Origin of the sequence: Vibrio sp. CyArs1, from assembly GCF_022432925.1 — a bacterium.
GTDB lineage: Bacteria > Pseudomonadota > Gammaproteobacteria > Enterobacterales > Vibrionaceae > Vibrio > Vibrio mediterranei.
This window is the reverse complement of record NZ_JAKRBO010000008.1, coordinates 139419-156668: the sequence shown is the minus strand read 5'-3', so window position 1 is coordinate 156668 and position 17250 is coordinate 139419. Positions and strand designations below refer to the sequence as shown.

The following is a 17250-nucleotide window of genomic DNA, read 5'->3' as shown; positions in this document are numbered from 1 at the left end:
GCAGACAGCTTAGTCTGCTTGACGACGCAAAAATGCTGGAATATCTAAGTAGCCACTTTCCTTTTCAGGTTTAGGTGCAGCACTAGTATTCGCGCCAGATGCAGGTGCATTTGATCCCGAATGACTCGGTGTGTTCACTTCAACCTTGTCCTGACTATTTACAGGCAAAGTTTGTGCCACTTTCTCTTCAACTTTCGCAGCTGGAGCTTGCGTTTGTTGTTGTGGCTGACTTGCTGTTACTGGTGTTTTACCACCTGCAACAAGCGTGATGTCAGGTTTGCGTTCATTACCGATACCAGTAGCAACCACAGTCACGCGAATTTCGTCGCTCATATCAGGGTCTAGCGAAGTACCAATTACCACTGTTGCATTATCAGAAGCAAAAGCCTTCACTGTGTTACCGACTGTCTCAAACTCGTCTAAACGCATATCCAGACCTGCAGTAATGTTCACTAGAACACCACGAGCACCAGCAAGATCAATATCTTCTAGAAGCGGGCTAGAAATCGCCATTTCAGCGGCTTCTTCTGCACGGTCTTCGCCTTTAGCAACACCGCTACCCATCATCGCATGACCCATCTCAGACATCACAGTACGTACGTCCGCAAAGTCGACGTTAATCATACCTGGGCGAGTAATTAGCTCTGCAATACCTTGAACGGCATTCTTAAGAACATCGTTCGCACTTGCAAAGGCTTCTAAAAGCGTAACGCCACGACCTAGTACTTTAAGTAGCTTTTCATTTGGAATAGTGATTAAAGAGTCAACATGCTTTGATAGCTCTTCAATACCTTGTTCTGCAAATGCAAGACGCTTTTTACCCTCGAAGCTAAATGGTTTAGTCACCACCGCAACAGTAAGAATACCAAGCTCTTTCGCTACTTCAGCAATAACGGGAGCTGCACCGGTTCCAGTACCACCACCCATACCAGCTGCGATAAATACCATATCGGCGCCAGTAATGCTTTCTTTAATTCTTTCTTTATCTTCGAGAGCTGCATCACGTCCAACTTGTGGGTTTGCACCCGCACCCAAGCCTTTTGTAATATCGCCGCCGATTTGAATGACGTGACTAATACTCGTTTTGCGAAGTGCCTGAGCATCCGTATTCACACTAATGAAATCAACCCCTTCGATTGACTCACGAACCATGTGTTCTACAGCGTTACCACCGCCACCGCCGACTCCAACTACTTTAATGACTGCTTCGTCAGACATTTCCATCATCGGTTCAAACATTTGTTATCTCCGTTTTCCTGCAACTCAGGTTAAAACTCTTTTTGTATCCAATTACGCAACTTTCCAAAGATTGTCGACACCGATTGACGTTTTGGTTCGTTATAATCATTGTCGTCATTGATCTGACTGTCTCTTGCGTAATGAAGTAATCCAACGGCCGTAGAATGATACGGCTCCTTTACATAGTCCGTGAGACCGCTAACCTCTAAAGGCTTGCCTACACGAACCTGATTGCGGAAGACGCGCTCTGCACACTCCACAACCCCTTCAATTTGTGCTGCGCCGCCCGTTAAGACCACGCCTGCTGCTAGATGATGTTTTACACCATTCTCTCTTAGTTTAGCTTGAACATTATCAATGGTTTGATTTACTAGTCCCATTAACTCTGTATAGCGTGGTTCTATCACTTCTGCCAATGTTTGGCGTTGCAAACTACGAGAAGGTCGACCACCAACGCTTGGAACGTTAACTGTATCATCTTTGCTCACTAGTTCGCTTAGAGCACAACCATACTTTACTTTTATTTCTTCTGCATCACTAAGAGGTGTACCAAATGCAAATGCAATATCACTGGTCACCGCATTACCAGCATAAGAGAACACTTCTGTATGTCGAAGTGCACCACCGGTCCAAATAGAGACATCCATGGTTCCCGCGCCAATGTCTACGACACAAACGCCCAGCTCTCGTTCATCTTCAGTAATAACAGCGTTACTGGAAGCTAATCCAGAGAAAACCAACTGCTCTACCTTTAATCCACAACGCTCAACAGCCTTGATGATATTTCTTGCCATATCATTGTGACAAGAAATCAGATGAACACTCACTTCCATTCGAACACCAGACAAGCCAAGCGGATTTTTTATCCCTTCTTGATAGTCTATGGTAAATTCCTGAGGAATCACATGAAGAATACGTTGTTCATCACCAATTTTAATGGATTTCGCGGTATGAATCGCTCGGTCCATATCATCCTGTGACACTTCTTCCTCAGAAATGGTTCCCATGCCTTTTTCAATTCGACTCGCAATATGCTTGCCTGAAAGAGAAATAAATACATTGCTAATCTGGCATTCTGCCATCAACTCAGCTTGATCGATCGCACGCTGCACGGATTTAACCACTGACTCTAGGTCGTTTACACCGCCTTTGTCCATGCCTCGAGAAGGACTGGAGCCAGCACCAATGATATTGACCTGACCGTCGGGTAATACTTCACCGACCAACGCAGATACAGTTGCAGTGCCTATATCAAGACCGACAATAATATTGTCATCCGTGGTCTTCGTCATCTGTACTCTCTTTGTTATAGATATTTCAATTTCCAGCGAACAATCTTGTTGCTCAATGTCCAAACTGAACTTAGGTATCGATAAATTGCTCTACCGATACGTAATACCAGTCATCCTACTTTTTTGCTCTCTGCGTGAGCGGTTCCAGCCTCTTCCGCAGGGAACCAGCCAACCGCAGCGCCGGTATCATATCTTAAGTCGATATAACTAATTTTAGAGACTTGATCGCCCAACTTTCGATAAAGCGAAATAAAGCGCTCCAAGCGCTCCTGCATCGAGTCTTTACCCAACTCTAAACGGATACCGTTGTCCAAAATAACTTGCCAAGCTCGGCGTTCGTTCAGTACCAATGATGATATGGATAACCCAAGCGGTGCTAATTGCCCGTTGCTGTCTCGATAAGTTTGAAGTACTTGTAACTCAGTGCCTTTTGGCCCATAAAGTTTTACTTTCTGCTCTTCAATTGCCGACACATCACCGCTAAACACAACACCGTTTGTGTCTAACATATCAATACCATTCCAGATGGCACTAGCCTGATGCTCTGTAAGAAAGACTTTTACTGTATCTGGCCATTGTTTGCGAACGGAGGCCTGAGATACCCAAGGGATTTGCTCGACGCTTTGCTGCAGCACATTGATGTCTTGAGACATAAAAGTGCCAATGTGTTCAAGGTTGGCAAATGCGTGTTGCACATCCTTGGCAGTTACATGAGTTAAATCGCCCTGCAACACTATCTTTGATAAAGGGAGGCGCTGGTCGTCCCACATCCAGCTAATGGTGGAATAAAGTGTTGAACCTATTACGGTGATTACAGCTAATAAAAAAACAGCCCCGACCCCATGTTTAGAAAACAAGGTAATTCGACGCGTTGATTCTGCACTGCTCTCTGAAGTTTCAGTCAAACTCTTTGGTCCTTTATTAACTTCTCTTCGCCTTTCCTTAAGATAGTGGAATAAGAGTCTAATCTAATATTGTTAACCTTAGGATTATACTAATGAATATCAAACTATCAAACACTGAACCTAAGAAATATCGGCTTTTACACATTGAAATAACAAAAATGTTCGACTAAGCGATCAAAATTCTCGATAGCTCGGTCGAACAGTTAAGTTTTTTACTAATTGAACTGACGTTGCTAACTATTCTGCATTAGCTGGATATCTAACTTCATCTGCTCAAGCTTTCTGGCTACTTTACCGATATCACCAGCACCTTGCGTCAGAAGAAGGTCGCCTTCTTGCAAAAGATTCGATAAAACAGATGGTAACGCATTCACGTCTGGAACAAAAACAGGATCCAACTTACCTCTTGTACGAATAGTACGACATAGTGAGCGTCCATCAGCCCCAGCAATCGGAGCCTCTCCTGCCGAATAAACATCCAACATCACTAAAACATCAACTTGTTCCAGCACATTGGCAAAGTCATCATATAAATCGCGAGTACGACTATATCGATGAGGTTGGAAAATCATCACTAAGCGTTTTTCAGCCCAGCCATTGCGCGCCGCTTTAATCGTAACATCCACTTCTGTTGGGTGATGGCCGTAGTCATCCACTAGCATCACTTTACCGTTACCTGTTTCAAACTCACCAAGGTGCTCAAAGCGTCGGCCAGTACCTTCAGTCCCTAACATGGCGTTAACGATAGCTTCATCGGCAATATTATCTTCCGTTGCAACAGCAATCGCCGCCGCTGCATTAAGAGCATTATGTTGACCTGGAATATTTAGAGTAATTTCTAAGTTCTCTCGGCCTTTTCTGACAACCGTGAATTTACCTTGCTGGCCGTCTTGACGATAGTTCTCAATTCGCACATCTGCATCATCAGAAAAACCATAAGTAATCACTTGACGACTAACACTTGGAATCAATTCACGAACTACCGGATCGTCAACACACATCACCGCCTGACCGTAGAAAGGCAGGTTATGTAAGAAATCGATAAAGGTTTGTTTTAGCGTATCAAAGTCTCCACCATAGGTATCCATATGGTCAGCTTCAATATTAGTCACAATACTCACCATCGGTTGCAGGTGAAGGAAAGACGCATCACTTTCATCCGCTTCAGCGATCAATATTCGGCTTGAGCCTAATCGAGCATTAGTACCAGCACTTTTTACCAAGCCACCGTTAACAAACGTCGGATCCATTCCAGCTTCCGAATATATCTGAGTAACCAGTGCGGTCGTCGTGGTTTTACCGTGCGTACCAGCCACAGCGATCCCATGTCTAAAACGCATCAATTCCGCTAGCATTTCAGCACGGCGAACTACAGGAATTCTCAGCTCTTTTGCAGCAACTAATTCTTGGTTTTCTGGATCGATAGCCGTAGACACCACTACCACACTTGCATTTTCAATATTGCTCGCCTGATGGCCAATATAGACAGTGGCACCTTTTTGAGTCAGACGCTCTGTCACAGCATTTTCAGCAAGATCTGAACCGGTAATCTGATAGCCTTCATTAAGCAGTACCTCTGCGATACCACTCATGCCAGCACCACCAATTCCGACAAAGTGAATACACTTCACTCGTCTCATTTCAGGTATCAGGGCCCGTATTTGTGCTAGGTCTTGAGTATGTTGCTGTGTCATGGATTAAATCTCGTCAATCTATTTTGTTAATTCGATAATTTCTTGGGCGACGCGTGTATCTGCATCAAGTTTAGCGGCTTTTCGTGCATTCTTCGCAAGCTCTAGTAGTTGCAGTCGATCGAGCTGTTTTACCTGTTGCGCCAATTTTTCTACCGTTAAATCCGGCTGTTCAATCATATAGGCAGCGCCACTGTGCACTAGGTGATCACCATTAAGTGCTTGCTGCCGATCTTTGTGCATAAATGGAATAAATATTGCGCCTACGCCGACCGCAGCTAGTTCAGAGACAGTCAAAGCACCAGAGCGACAAATTACTAGGTCAGCCCAACGATAGGCTTGGGCAACATCGTCGATAAACTCAGTAACGTCTGCATTGTCAACTGCATTGGAGCGATATAGCTCAGCCACTTCTTCGCTATTACCTTTACCCGCTTGATGACGGATTGTGTAGCCTGAACCAAGCTTTGCCATTACGAGAGGTAGCGTCTGGTTTAAAATACGTGCACCTTGACTGCCACCCATGACAAGAATACGAATATCACCTTTGCGGCCTTCAAGTCGCTGTTGCGGTTCTTCAGTATCAATTAAATCTTGTCTTACTGGGTTCCCAACTACTTCAGCGTTAGGGAATGCACCAGGGAACGCCTGGAATACTTTCTTGGCAATTTTCGACAACCATTGATTGGTTAATCCCGCTACACCATTTTGTTCGTGTAATACAACTGGAATGCCCATGGTCCAAGCCGCAATACCACCAGGGCCACTCACATAACCACCCATGCCTAACACGGCATCCGGTTGCCATTTTTTTAGGTGCTTTCTAGCCTGTAATATAGCGCTAAATATCTGAAATGGCGCTTTCATAAGCTTGGTAATTCCTTGTCCTCGAAGACCTTTCACTTTAATGAAATCGATCTCAATACCATGCTTGGGAACCAAGTCGGCTTCCATACGATCAGCCGTTCCTAACCAGCGAATCTCCCAACCTTGTTCTTGTAGTCGATGCGCAACAGCAAGCCCTGGAAACACGTGACCACCAGTACCACCAGCCATCACCATCAAACGTTTATTCTTTTTCATCTTTGGCTTTTTTCTTGTCTTTCTCAGGAGGCGCTTCCTGAGGTGTAGGTTCATCTATGTCTGGTAACAGACGGCATTCGTGGTCGATACGTAGCAGTATCGACACCGCAACGGACATAATTATAAGACTGGAGCCACCATAACTGATTAAGGGCAATGTCAAACCTTTGGTAGGAACCATACCAGCAGCAGCACCAACGTTGACTAACGTTTGAAAAGCAAACCAAATTCCGATGGCAAAAGAGAGATAGCCCCCAAACAGTTGCTTCTTCTCAAAGGCACGCTTGCCGATGTACAGAGCTTTAATCACCAAAGCAAACACCAACATCAACACGAGAAGCACACCAATAAAACCTAACTCTTCAGCTAAAACCGCAAATACGAAGTCAGTATGCGCTTCAGGCAGGTACTCCAATTTTTGCACCGAGTTACCTAACCCTTGCCCCATCAAATTACCGCGGCCGAACGCCATCAATGATTGTGTTAGCTGGTAGCCACTTCCGAAAGGGTCTTCCCATGGGTCAAGGAAAGATGTCACTCGGCGAACACGATAGGGCTCCACCAAGATCAGGGCAATAACCGCACCAACACCAGCTACCAATAACGCGATAAACTGAGACAGCTTTGCGCCCGCTATAAACAGCATACCAAATAGGGTCACCAACATTACCACCACGGTTCCTAAGTCAGGCTGACCAAGCAACAAAATAGCAAAGGTAGTAAACACCATGATAGGTTTGATAAAGCCGCCAAAGAAGGATTGCCTTACCTCATCTTGCTTGCGAACCAGATAGCTCGACATGAAAATGAACAGTGACAATTTAGCGACTTCAGCGGGCTGCAAGTTAAAGAGCCCAAGAGGGATCCAGCGCGAAGCACCATTAACCGACTTCCCGACGGCCAATACGACGACCAGAAGAAATATCGACAGTGCAAGCAAATAAGTACTGTAACGAAACCATTTTTCCGTTGGAACTTGCAAAACAATGGACGATGTCCCAAGCGCTAGCACCAAGAAAATCGCATGTCGAAACATGAAGTGGAATGGTTGGTCAGTGAGTCTTGAACTAATAGGAAAAGAAGCCGATGTTACCATAACCAAGCCGGTAATCATCAATGCAAACGCTAACCACACTAACTGTCTATCGTAGAGGGCATCAGGAGCTGGATGTGAAAACCAACCTGTTACCCTTTGTCGAAATTGATGGAACATAGTAGCGAGTCCGTTTAACTAACTTGTTTTGAAAATTGCTGAGCCAGCTGGGTAAAGTCATCTCCACGAGCCATAAAATTGGCAAACTGATCAAAGCTTGCACAAGCTGGAGATAACATAACCATATCACCCTTTTGCAGTTCGGGTGTAATATCGGTTAGGACATTGTTGAGCGTGTCATATCGAACCGCCGCTGGATGCAAGGCCATGAACTCCTCACCATCTCTCCCAAAACAGCACAACTTCACATTCAGCTCAGACAGTGGTTTGGCTAACTCAGAAAAGTCAGCGCCTTTGCCAACGCCACCTACCAAAAGATACAGTTTACCCTCTAAGGTTAAGCCAGATAACGCCGCAAGTGTGCTCGCCACGTTAGTAGCCTTGGAATCATTCACCCACTTGACGCCCTTTTCATCTGCAACCACTTGGCAACGATGACTCAAACCAGTGTACGCAGCTAAACACGCCAAACCTTTTCGGTAGTCGATACCGCTCAGTTTGAGCAATGCACAGGCCACCAGCGCATTGGACCAATTGTGCTTGCCAACCAAACGAAGTTGGTCGGTGGAAATAATGGTTTCACCGTTATCGACTAGCCAGACTTGTCCGTCGATTTCACGCATACCGAAGTCTTGCTCATTAAAACCAAACGTTGCTACAGGAAGCCCGGCCAGCTCAGGGGAAGTCTCTGACTCATCACGATTCACCAAAGCATGTTCTGCATTGAAGAAAATACGTCGTTTCGCTTGTGCATAATCTTCCATCCCATGGTAGCGATCCATATGATCTTCGGACAGATTCAAAAATGTCGATACTTTGGTTTTTAGAGAATAGGTTGTTTCGAGTTGGAAGCTAGATAATTCTAGGACATACAAGTCGGCATTCAGTTCCAGCAAATCTAAAGCAGGAACACCAATATTACCGCCAACACCGACATTGATACCCGCAGCTTTGGCCATTGCCCCTGTTAGGTCGGTCACTGTACTTTTACCGTTGGAGCCTGTAATAGCAATAACAGGCTTGGTAGTTGCCCACGCAAACAGTTCAATATCGCCAACAACGCGAATACCTTTTTCCAGTGCCTGCTGAATTTCTGGTGTTGCCAAAGCAATACCAGGGTTGCAAACAATCAGGTCTGCTTGATTCAACCACTCAGTATTAAAGCTTCCAGCATGCAGTTCTACACCTTCTGGCAACTGCTCAGCACCGGGAGGGTTCTCCCGACTGTCCATCACACGAACAGTCACGTCAGGATGGTTTTTACTAACATGATTAACGACAGAGAGCCCGGTAATACCGAGCCCAACTACAACGACTTGCTTTATGTCTTGCCAAGAATCCATGAACTGATTGTCCTACTGCGTTTCTAACGTACTTTAAGAGTGGCTAATCCAATAAGAACTAGTACGATTGAAATAATCCAAAAACGAACAATAACACGTGGTTCCGGCCATCCTTTTAGCTCGTAGTGGTGGTGAATAGGCGCCATACGGAAAATACGCTGGCCACGCAGTTTGTATGAACCTACCTGAAGAATAACCGACAGCGTTTCCATTACGAATACACCGCCCATAATAACAAGCACAAACTCTTGACGAACCAACACCGCAATCACACCAAGTGCACCACCAAGTGCCAGTGAGCCAACATCACCCATAAACACTTGTGCTGGATACGTGTTAAACCAAAGGAAACCAAGGCCAGCACCAACCATTGCGGTACATACAACGACCAACTCTGAGGTATATGGGATATAAGGAATATGTAGGTAGTTAGCGAAGTTAACGTTGCCCGTAGCCCAAGCAATAACCGCAAAACCCGCCGCTACAAGTACTGTCGGCATAATAGCCAAGCCATCCAAACCATCCGTCAGGTTTACAGCGTTACTTGTGCCTACAATAACAAAATAGGTGAAGACGATATAAAACAGCCCCATCTGCGGCATTACGTCTTTGAAGAAAGGCACAACCAGCTGAGTTGCAGCCGTATCTTGTCCATGAGCATATAAAGCGAAAGCCACGAACAGAGCGATAACTGACTGCCAAAAATACTTCCAACGAGCAATCAAACCATCAGTGTTCTTACGGACAACTTTGCGATAATCGTCGACAAAACCCACTGCGCCGTAGCCAAGTAAAACAACCAATACAGCCCAAACATAAGGGTTGCTTAGGTCAGACCACAACAACACTGTTAATGTAATCGCAAACAAGATCATCACGCCGCCCATGGTTGGCGTTCCGCGCTTACTAAAGTGCGATTCAGGACCTTCGTTACGAACAACTTGACCGATTTGCAACATTTGCAGGCGAGCAATCATTTTAGGTCCCATCCATAAGGACAACCCTAAAGCGGTTAACACACTGACTATGGCTCTGAATGACAGGTATTCAAACAGTCGAAAAAAAGAAAAGTATGGCTGTAGTAATTCCGCAAGCCAAATAATCATGTGTAAGTCTCCTTCAGTGCATTAGCAATGGTGTACATGCCTGCACTTAGTGCCCCTTTCACCAATAAGGTATGAGAGGTCTGGTTTAGCTGTGTTAAATTGCGCTCGATATATTCAAGCATGCTGTCGTGACTCTGAAAATGCATACCACCACATAGGTCACTGATAATCTTCGCATCTTCACCATAGGTCAAAACATGTTCAAATGCGAAAGGAGCAGCATGTTGTCCGACTTCTTTGTGAAGTGCAAGACTTTCATGCCCCAATTCTGCCATATTACCCAGAATCAACCAGCGCTGCCCTTGCTTAAACTGTGCAAGCAAGTCAACCGCCGCTTTCATCGCAGGCACACTGGCGTTATAGCTGTCATCAATTAAGGTAATGTGCTCAGTAAGTTTTTCGACATCAACACGACGTTTAACCTTACTTAGCGATTGCAAACCTATTTTGATTTGCTCTAAGGTCGCACCACATTGAATCGCCAAAGCACTCGCAGCAACGGCATTCGCCACATTATGCTCACCTAGCAATGACAACTGCAGTTCGACATTGCCGATTGGTGTGTGCAGTGTAAATAACGGATAGCCCTCTGATGACATCGCTATGTCAGAGCCATAAAAATCGGCGTTAGTGTTTTGTTTAGAGAACGTTATAAGGTTTTTATCTTGTAAAACTTCTGACCAAATCGACTCACCTTGACTATCGAGATTGATCAGCGCTGTCCCGTTGGCTGTAAGACCCTGGTAAATTTCACCTTTCGCAGTTTTCACGCCATCAAGAGAACCAAAGCCCTCTAGGTGCGCTTCTGCCACATTATTAACCATGGCAATATCAGGTTTCACCAGCGCCGTGGTGTAAGCAATCTCGCCAATATGATTCGCACCTAGTTCGATAACAGAAAAGTCATCTTGTGGTGTGCTGCGAAGTAATGTCAGTGGAACACCAATATCATTATTGAAGTTGCCAGCTGTGTATAGCACTTGTCCAAGGCCAGATAAGATACTCGCCACCATCTCTTTTACTGTGGTTTTGCCACAGCTACCAGTAATGGCAAGAGTTTTTGTCCCACAACGACGATGCACTTCAGCCCCTAATAAGCCAAGTGCAACTTTACTATCTGCTACGATAACCTGCGGAATATCAATATCCAGTTGACGTTCAACAATGAGTGCGGCGGCACCTTTATCAGCAGCTTGCTGGCAAAAATCGTGAGCATCAAAGCGCTCACCGACTAACGCAATAAACAGTGCTCCAGACTGAATCGCACGAGTATCTGTCGTGACTTCTTGGATTTGAACCTCACCGCCACTCTGCGTACCTTCAACAATATTGGCAATGTCAGATAGTGTTAATGCAATCATAATGTAAGTCCCAATAATGTTGCGGCCGATTCTCTGTCCGAGTAATGCACCGTTTCGGTGCCAATAACCTGATAGTCTTCGTGACCTTTACCAGCGAGTAAAATAATGTCCGATGCCCCAGCTTGGTTCATCGCCACCTGCGCCGCATCAAACCGTTTGTGTTCAACAATAGCAGCTTGCGGTTGGCTCATACCGGCCAACATATCTTCGACAATAGCAGCAGGGTCTTCACTTCGAGGATTATCATCACTAAGAATAACGTGGTCAGCTAAGCGTTCAGCGATCGCCGCCATCATTGGTCGTTTACCTTTATCTCTGTCACCACCGCAGCCGACAATCACCCAAAGTTTACCTTCACAATGTACTCGCAACGCCAACAGCGCTTTTTCAAGAGCATCGGGGGTGTGAGCATAATCGACAACTATTTTAGGTTTACTAGTGGTTTGGAATAGTTCCATTCTGCCAAGCACTGGTTGCAGTTTCGGCGCAGTTTGTTGCAGATGTTCGATATCAAAGCCGAGCGCTAATAACGACGCAAACGCCAGCATGAGATTGCTAGCGTTAAACTGACCAATCAGTGGTGCATGCAAATTGCCTTGCCCAAAGTAACCATCAAATTCAAGTGAGATTCCGCTATCGCTGTATTCTACTGTTGTTGCCCACAGCCCTCTTTTACCCTCTTGACGTCCTTCAACAGACACCGCGATGGCATCACTTCGTTCCGACAACCAACGGCGACCAACGACATCATCAATATTGAGAACCGCATGTTCGCAATGATGGCCGGTAAACAGGAGCTTCTTCGCGGCCTCGTATCCTTCCATTGTGCCGTGATAATCGAGATGATCACGGCTCAGATTGGTAAAAATACCCAGCTTAAATGGCACAGCGGCAACGCGACCTTGAACTAAGCCGTGAGAAGACACTTCCATCGCTGTATAGTGCGCACCTTGCTGATCTAACTTTGCTAAGATTCGCTGTACATCAATGGCATTGCCTGTGGTGTTTTTTGCCTCTTCAAGCTGATCTAAGAAGCCATTGCCCGTCGTGCCCATAATGGCGGCTTTATCACCGAGTAAATCAATCCATTGAGCAATAAGCTGGGTGATGGTGGTTTTGCCATTCGTCCCAGTTACACCAATGACTTGTTGCTGATATTGATATAGGCGTGCCGCGATGACAGAAAGCAGCGTATCGAGTTGGTAGAGATGGATAATTGGCACGTCACCAATATAGGTCACTTCACCATGCTTATGCTCACTGTCTGCTTGAGCCAGCACAGACGTAGCGCCTGCTTGCACTGCTCTTTCGATAAACAGACGGCCATCGACAGTATGACCAATGATAGCGACGAAGCTATCGCCTTGTTGAATAGCCCTGCTATCTAATTCCAAATTGGAAACGACTATGTCATCAAGTGACAAGTAGCTCACTGAGCCTTCCATTTCGCTAACCCAAGGTTTTAGCAGTTTTGCCAATGTCAAAGAGGTCAACATTGTTTTCACCTATTTTTGAAACTGATTTTCATCAGGCGCTACATTTAATATTTGCAGCGAGCCTTTCATAATTTCTGAGAATACTGGGCCAGCAACGGCACCACCATAGTACTGATCACCTTGTGGTTCGTTAATCACCACAACAAGTGCAATGCGAGGGTCACTCACAGGAGCAACACCCGACGTAATTGCCACGTATTCGTCACTATAGCCACCTGCTGCTGCTTTTCGTGATGTACCTGTTTTGGCTGCAACACGATATCCAGGAACGGCAGCACGCGTCGCTGTACCACCTGGTTGAGTTACCGCTTCTAGCATGTGTAATACTTCAACCGCGTAGTGATGATCTATGACCTGCTTCGATAAATCTTGCTGGTTATTCTCGATAATATGCACTGGTTGATACAACCCGCCATTACCTAATGTCGCATAGGCATGCGCTAATTGCAGTGGAGTAATCGAAATACCATAGCCAAAGGCAAGTGTAGCAATTTCAAATTGAGACCAACGGCGACGGTTAGGGAAAATACCGGTGGTTTCGCCGACTAAGTTCAACCCAGAAAGCTGGCCAAAACCGATCGAGCTATACATTCCCAATAGCTCTTGCAGTGGCATTTCCAACGCAAGTTTAGCCACACCGATGTTACTGGACTTTTGAAGAATCTTCGCCAAGTTAGCCTTACCAACTTTTGAAGTATCACGAACACGACTCCCACCAATTTGCATGATGCCATTACCGGTATCAATCACGGTATTTTCATCGGCTACACCCGCTTCTAAAGCGGCTAACACAACAAACGGTTTAACGGTCGAACCCGGTTCCATCGCATCGGTTATCACTCGGTTACGCATGGTAAAGGATTGACGAGAGGAGCGATTGTTAGGATTGTATGATGGTGCATTGACCATAGCCAACACACCGCCAGTCTTCACATCGATAATCACTGCACTGCCTGAGGTTGCGCGGTAATCAGCAACGGCTTGTTTTACTGCGCGATAAGCAATCGCTTGCAAACGCTGGTCAATAGTAAGTTCGAGCGGCTTACCTTCTTCGCGCTCCTCTAGAGAGATATTTTCTACGACTCGACCATAACGGTCTTTACGAATAATGCGTTTACCCGCCTCACCTGTCAGCCATTTATCATAGCTTCGCTCCACCCCTTCGAGACCATGACCATCAATGCCAGTGACCCCAACTAAGTGCGCGCTGACTTCACCAGCAGGGTAATAGCGGCGAGATTCAGCTTTCAGTCCAACTCCCGAGAGTTTTAACTCTTTGATGTACTTTGCCATGGCTGGGCTGACTTGGCGTTGCAGATAGATAAAGCGGCGAGTTTTGTTTTTCTCAATCTTATTGATAAGGGCCTGTCGGTCAAGACCAAGTACATCCGCTAGGGCATGCCAACGGTCAAGTTTTGCCAAACCATTATCTTTAAATATTGTAGCAGGATCGGCCCATACCGCTTGAACTGGAACGCTGACCGCCAAGGGCTCGCCATTGCGATCTGAAATAATGCCGCGGGCAGAGGGAAGTGCTTTAACGCGAACCGAACGTAAATCGCCTTGCTTGATTAAGTTATCCGGTTCGATAACTTGGATATAGCCGATTCTGGCTACCAGTGCAGTGAAGATTAATAACACACAACCTAAGATGAGACGAAAGCGCCATGCAATCAACGTTGGAGCTTCCGCAGTTTGTGTACTTTTCTTCTTGTTGGAGGGTTTTACAACTTTTTTGCCTTTCATTTCAGGGAAACCACTACTTCCTTGTCAGCATCAGGACGCTTCATATCCAGTTCTTGCTTTGCCATCGCTTGGACTCGACTATGTTCAGACAACGCATTTTCTTCAAGAAGTAAGTTGCGCCATTCATTATCAAGCCTTTCACGCTCTTGGAGCGCCACATCTTTTTGGTTAATTGCCTGGCGAGTATGGTGAGTAGCAAAGACGACCCCCATCGCTGACGCGAATATTAATAGCAATACCATTAAAGGTACTCGGCCCACCGTTATGATATCTATTCCGATGAGTTTGGCTAAGTTGTGTTTTGGCTCGTTAGACATCCACTTGTCCGCTACAGTTTTTCTGCAACTCGAAGTACAGAGCTGCGTGATCGCGTGTTCATTTCAACTTCTTGATCGGATGGTTTAAGTGCTTTACCAATTGTTTTTAGATTTGCACTCCCCAAGGCACGAATTTGATCTTCCGTCATCGGAATACCGTGAGGCACTTGAGGGCCTCTACTTTCTTTACGCATAAAACGCTTTACCATGCGATCTTCCAACGAGTGGAAACTGATCACAGATAAACGACCTTCTGGTGCTAGAATGCTTGCAGCTCCTTTTAGAGCAGTATCGATCTCTTCAAGTTCACTGTTGATATAGATACGAAACGCTTGGAATGAACGTGTCGCTGGGTGCTTCTTCTCTTTGAAGCTTTTTGGTGCCGCGTCAGAAATTAACTTCGCTAGTTGGCCTGTGCGAGTAAGTGGCTCTTTCTCTTCATCTTCACGATGAGCAACAATCGCTTTAGCGATTCGACGAGCGTGCTTATCTTCACCAAATTCACGAATAACCCAAGTGATATCATCTAGCTCAGCCTGAGCCAACCACTCAGAAACCGGCATGCCTGATGTTGGGTCCATGCGCATATCCAGTGGGCCATCTTTCATAAAGCTAAAACCACGTTCCGCATCATCCAATTGTGGTGAAGAGACACCTAAGTCCAGCAATACACCGTCAACTTTACCAACTAAATCATAGCGTTCCGCATATTCTGACATACCAGAAAACGGGCCGTGAATAATGGTGAATCGTGGGTCATTGATTTTACCCGCTTCTTCAATCGCTTGAGGATCTCGGTCAATACTATAAAGGCGACCATTTTCACCCAATTGTGAAAGAATTTGACGACTGTGACCACCACGTCCAAACGTCCCATCGATATAGATACCGTCAGGTTTAATGGCTAAGCCATCGATAGATTCATGAAGTAGTACCGAAATGTGTTGGAATGATTCGCTCATTGGTGATCTCGAGAGTTGCTAAAGGCAAAGTAGACAAGTGTACTGATTTCCTTCAGTAACGTCATCTGGTTAAGTTCAGCCTAACGTAAAGATAGGTGATAAAAAAGCAAAAAACCCATCACAAAATCAATTTGTAATGGGTTTTTTTATAATAGGTGAAGTTGACCTGTACGCCGGGTTCTGTATCCGCCGAAGCGGTGATAGCCATTCGTCTAGGCCAGCAATCGCTCACTGGCTCGAGCAACCTACCCGCCTCCATACGCGAGCAACGCAATGTGGAAGCCTATTTGGTCTTGCTCCGGGTGGAGTTTACCTTGCAACGAACTGTTACCAGTCGTCCGGTGCGCTCTTACCGCACCCTTTCACCCTTACCTGTGCTCCTTCCGAAGAAATGGAGCCATCGGCGGTCTTCTCTCTGCTGCACTTGTCGTGGGCTCACGCCCCCCAGGCGTTACCTGGCACCCTGCTCTGTGGAGCCCGGACGTTCCTCCCCTCCGTCAGTCTCCCCCAAGACAAGCTCAAGGGGACGTCAACGAAGCAGCGACTATCCAGTCAACTTCAGGGCGCGGATTGTAGCGGAGCGCGAGCAATTACTCAAGGTTTTCTAAACCCCATTTGTACAATGCGTTCTTTTTCAGGTTATAAATCTCTGCCGTTGCTGCCGCAGCTTTCTTCAATGGTAGCTCTTTAACTAAGATAGCTAAGGTTCGAGTAGCCTCGTCAGGTAGCGTGTCCGTCACGGGTTCGCGGTATCCATGAATTAATAAAACCATCTCACCGCGCTTGCGGTTTTCGTCTTCTTCAATCCACTCAACCAATTCACCTAATGGCAGGCCCTGTATGGTTTCGTAAGTCTTTGTCAGCTCACGTGCTAATACAACTTCACGCTCCGGACCAAGAACTTCAAGCATATCTGCCAACGACTCAGTGATTCGATGTGGTGACTCATAGAAAATACAGGTACGCTCTGCCTTAGCGATTTCCATAAACTTGTCTTTACGACCTTTGCTTTTTGCAGGCAAGAAACCTTCAAAGCTAAATCGATCAGATGGCAGACCTGAGGCGCTCAAGGCAGTTATTACGGCACACGCACCAGGTAATGGCACAACTTTAACGCCCGCTTGACGACATTGAGACACTAAATGGTACCCTGGATCGCTGATCAGTGGCGTACCCGCATCAGAAACCAATGCGATGGATTCGCCCGCTAACAATTTATCGACTAAAACTTGTGCTTTTTGCTGCTCATTGTGATCATGGAGCGCAAATGTCCTAGTTTGAATATTGAAGTGCGATAAAAGTTTACCCGTATGACGAGTATCTTCAGCAGCAATAATATCGACGCTGTTTAAGACATCGAGCGCTCTTTGTGTGATATCACCGAGATTTCCAATAGGAGTCGGTACAATAAAGAGCGTTGGTTGCTCAATATAAGTGGTTTTGTTGCTTGTCATTTGTTTACCAGCACTTCAACGATTAATATAATGATTTTACAC

At 45.8% G+C, this 17250-nt stretch carries 14 protein-coding genes and 1 other RNA gene; all 15 read right to left on the bottom strand.

Annotation, left to right across the window (positions count from 1 at the left end; genetic code table 11):
* Nucleotides 1-9 precede the first annotated feature (9 nt).
* Entirely contained in the window at nt 10-1239 is a 1230-nt protein-coding gene (gene ftsZ, locus MMA19_RS21105) for a cell division protein FtsZ (protein ID WP_031495612.1), read from the bottom strand.
* Nucleotides 1240-1268: 29 nt separating this feature from the next.
* Complete coding sequence (gene ftsA, locus MMA19_RS21100) at nt 1269-2531, bottom strand: cell division protein FtsA (protein WP_038223983.1); 1263 nt, start codon at nt 2529-2531, stop codon at nt 1269-1271.
* A 110-nt stretch (nt 2532-2641) separates the two neighbouring features.
* Nucleotides 2642-3394, bottom strand: coding sequence for a cell division protein FtsQ/DivIB (locus MMA19_RS21095; protein WP_050798631.1), 753 nt, complete (start codon nt 3392-3394; stop codon nt 2642-2644).
* 275 nt (nt 3395-3669) lie between these two features.
* A complete protein-coding gene (gene murC / locus MMA19_RS21090; RefSeq protein ID WP_006072717.1) occupies nt 3670-5130 on the bottom strand; it encodes a UDP-N-acetylmuramate--L-alanine ligase in 1461 nt (486 codons plus the stop codon).
* An 18-nt stretch (nt 5131-5148) separates the two neighbouring features.
* The gene (gene murG / locus MMA19_RS21085; protein WP_240207144.1) at nt 5149-6210 is read right to left on the bottom strand and encodes an undecaprenyldiphospho-muramoylpentapeptide beta-N-acetylglucosaminyltransferase; all 1062 of its coding nucleotides are present in this window, start codon (nt 6208-6210) and stop codon (nt 5149-5151) included.
* The gene (ftsW, locus tag MMA19_RS21080; RefSeq protein ID WP_006072713.1) at nt 6197-7423 is read right to left on the bottom strand and encodes a cell division protein FtsW; all 1227 of its coding nucleotides are present in this window, start codon (nt 7421-7423) and stop codon (nt 6197-6199) included. The genes murG and ftsW overlap by 14 nt, the downstream gene beginning before the upstream one ends.
* Nucleotides 7424-7437: 14 nt before the next feature.
* Nucleotides 7438-8766 carry a UDP-N-acetylmuramoyl-L-alanine--D-glutamate ligase gene (murD, locus tag MMA19_RS21075; protein WP_240207143.1) on the bottom strand — a complete coding sequence of 443 codons (1329 nt, stop codon included), beginning with the start codon at nt 8764-8766 and terminating at the stop codon, nt 7438-7440.
* Nucleotides 8767-8789: 23 nt separating this feature from the next.
* A complete protein-coding gene (gene mraY, locus MMA19_RS21070) occupies nt 8790-9872 on the bottom strand; it encodes a phospho-N-acetylmuramoyl-pentapeptide-transferase (RefSeq protein WP_006072711.1) in 1083 nt (360 codons plus the stop codon).
* A complete protein-coding gene (gene murF, locus MMA19_RS21065) occupies nt 9869-11233 on the bottom strand; it encodes a UDP-N-acetylmuramoyl-tripeptide--D-alanyl-D-alanine ligase (protein ID WP_171392122.1) in 1365 nt (454 codons plus the stop codon). Before murF ends, mraY begins: the two co-directional genes overlap by 4 nt.
* Nucleotides 11230-12729, bottom strand: a complete 1500-nt coding sequence (murE, locus tag MMA19_RS21060) for a UDP-N-acetylmuramoyl-L-alanyl-D-glutamate--2,6-diaminopimelate ligase (RefSeq protein ID WP_240207142.1) — start codon at nt 12727-12729, stop codon at nt 11230-11232. Before murE ends, murF begins: the two co-directional genes overlap by 4 nt.
* Before the next feature lie 9 nt (nt 12730-12738).
* A complete protein-coding gene (locus MMA19_RS21055) occupies nt 12739-14475 on the bottom strand; it encodes a peptidoglycan glycosyltransferase FtsI (protein WP_006072706.1) in 1737 nt (578 codons plus the stop codon).
* On the bottom strand, nt 14472-14792 hold the full coding sequence (gene ftsL, locus MMA19_RS21050; RefSeq protein ID WP_006072704.1) for a cell division protein FtsL: 321 nt from the start codon (nt 14790-14792) through the stop codon (nt 14472-14474). The genes MMA19_RS21055 and ftsL overlap by 4 nt, the downstream gene beginning before the upstream one ends.
* Nucleotides 14793-14803: 11 nt before the next feature.
* Nucleotides 14804-15754 carry a 16S rRNA (cytosine(1402)-N(4))-methyltransferase RsmH gene (gene rsmH, locus MMA19_RS21045; protein ID WP_240207141.1) on the bottom strand — a complete coding sequence of 317 codons (951 nt, stop codon included), beginning with the start codon at nt 15752-15754 and terminating at the stop codon, nt 14804-14806.
* A gap of 153 nt (nt 15755-15907) precedes the next feature.
* An RNA gene (gene rnpB / locus MMA19_RS21040) (RNase P RNA component class A) lies at nt 15908-16314 on the bottom strand.
* Between the two features lie 30 nt (nt 16315-16344).
* On the bottom strand, nt 16345-17208 hold the full coding sequence (gene rsmI / locus MMA19_RS21035; RefSeq protein ID WP_006072698.1) for a 16S rRNA (cytidine(1402)-2'-O)-methyltransferase: 864 nt from the start codon (nt 17206-17208) through the stop codon (nt 16345-16347).
* Nucleotides 17209-17250 lie beyond the last annotated feature (42 nt).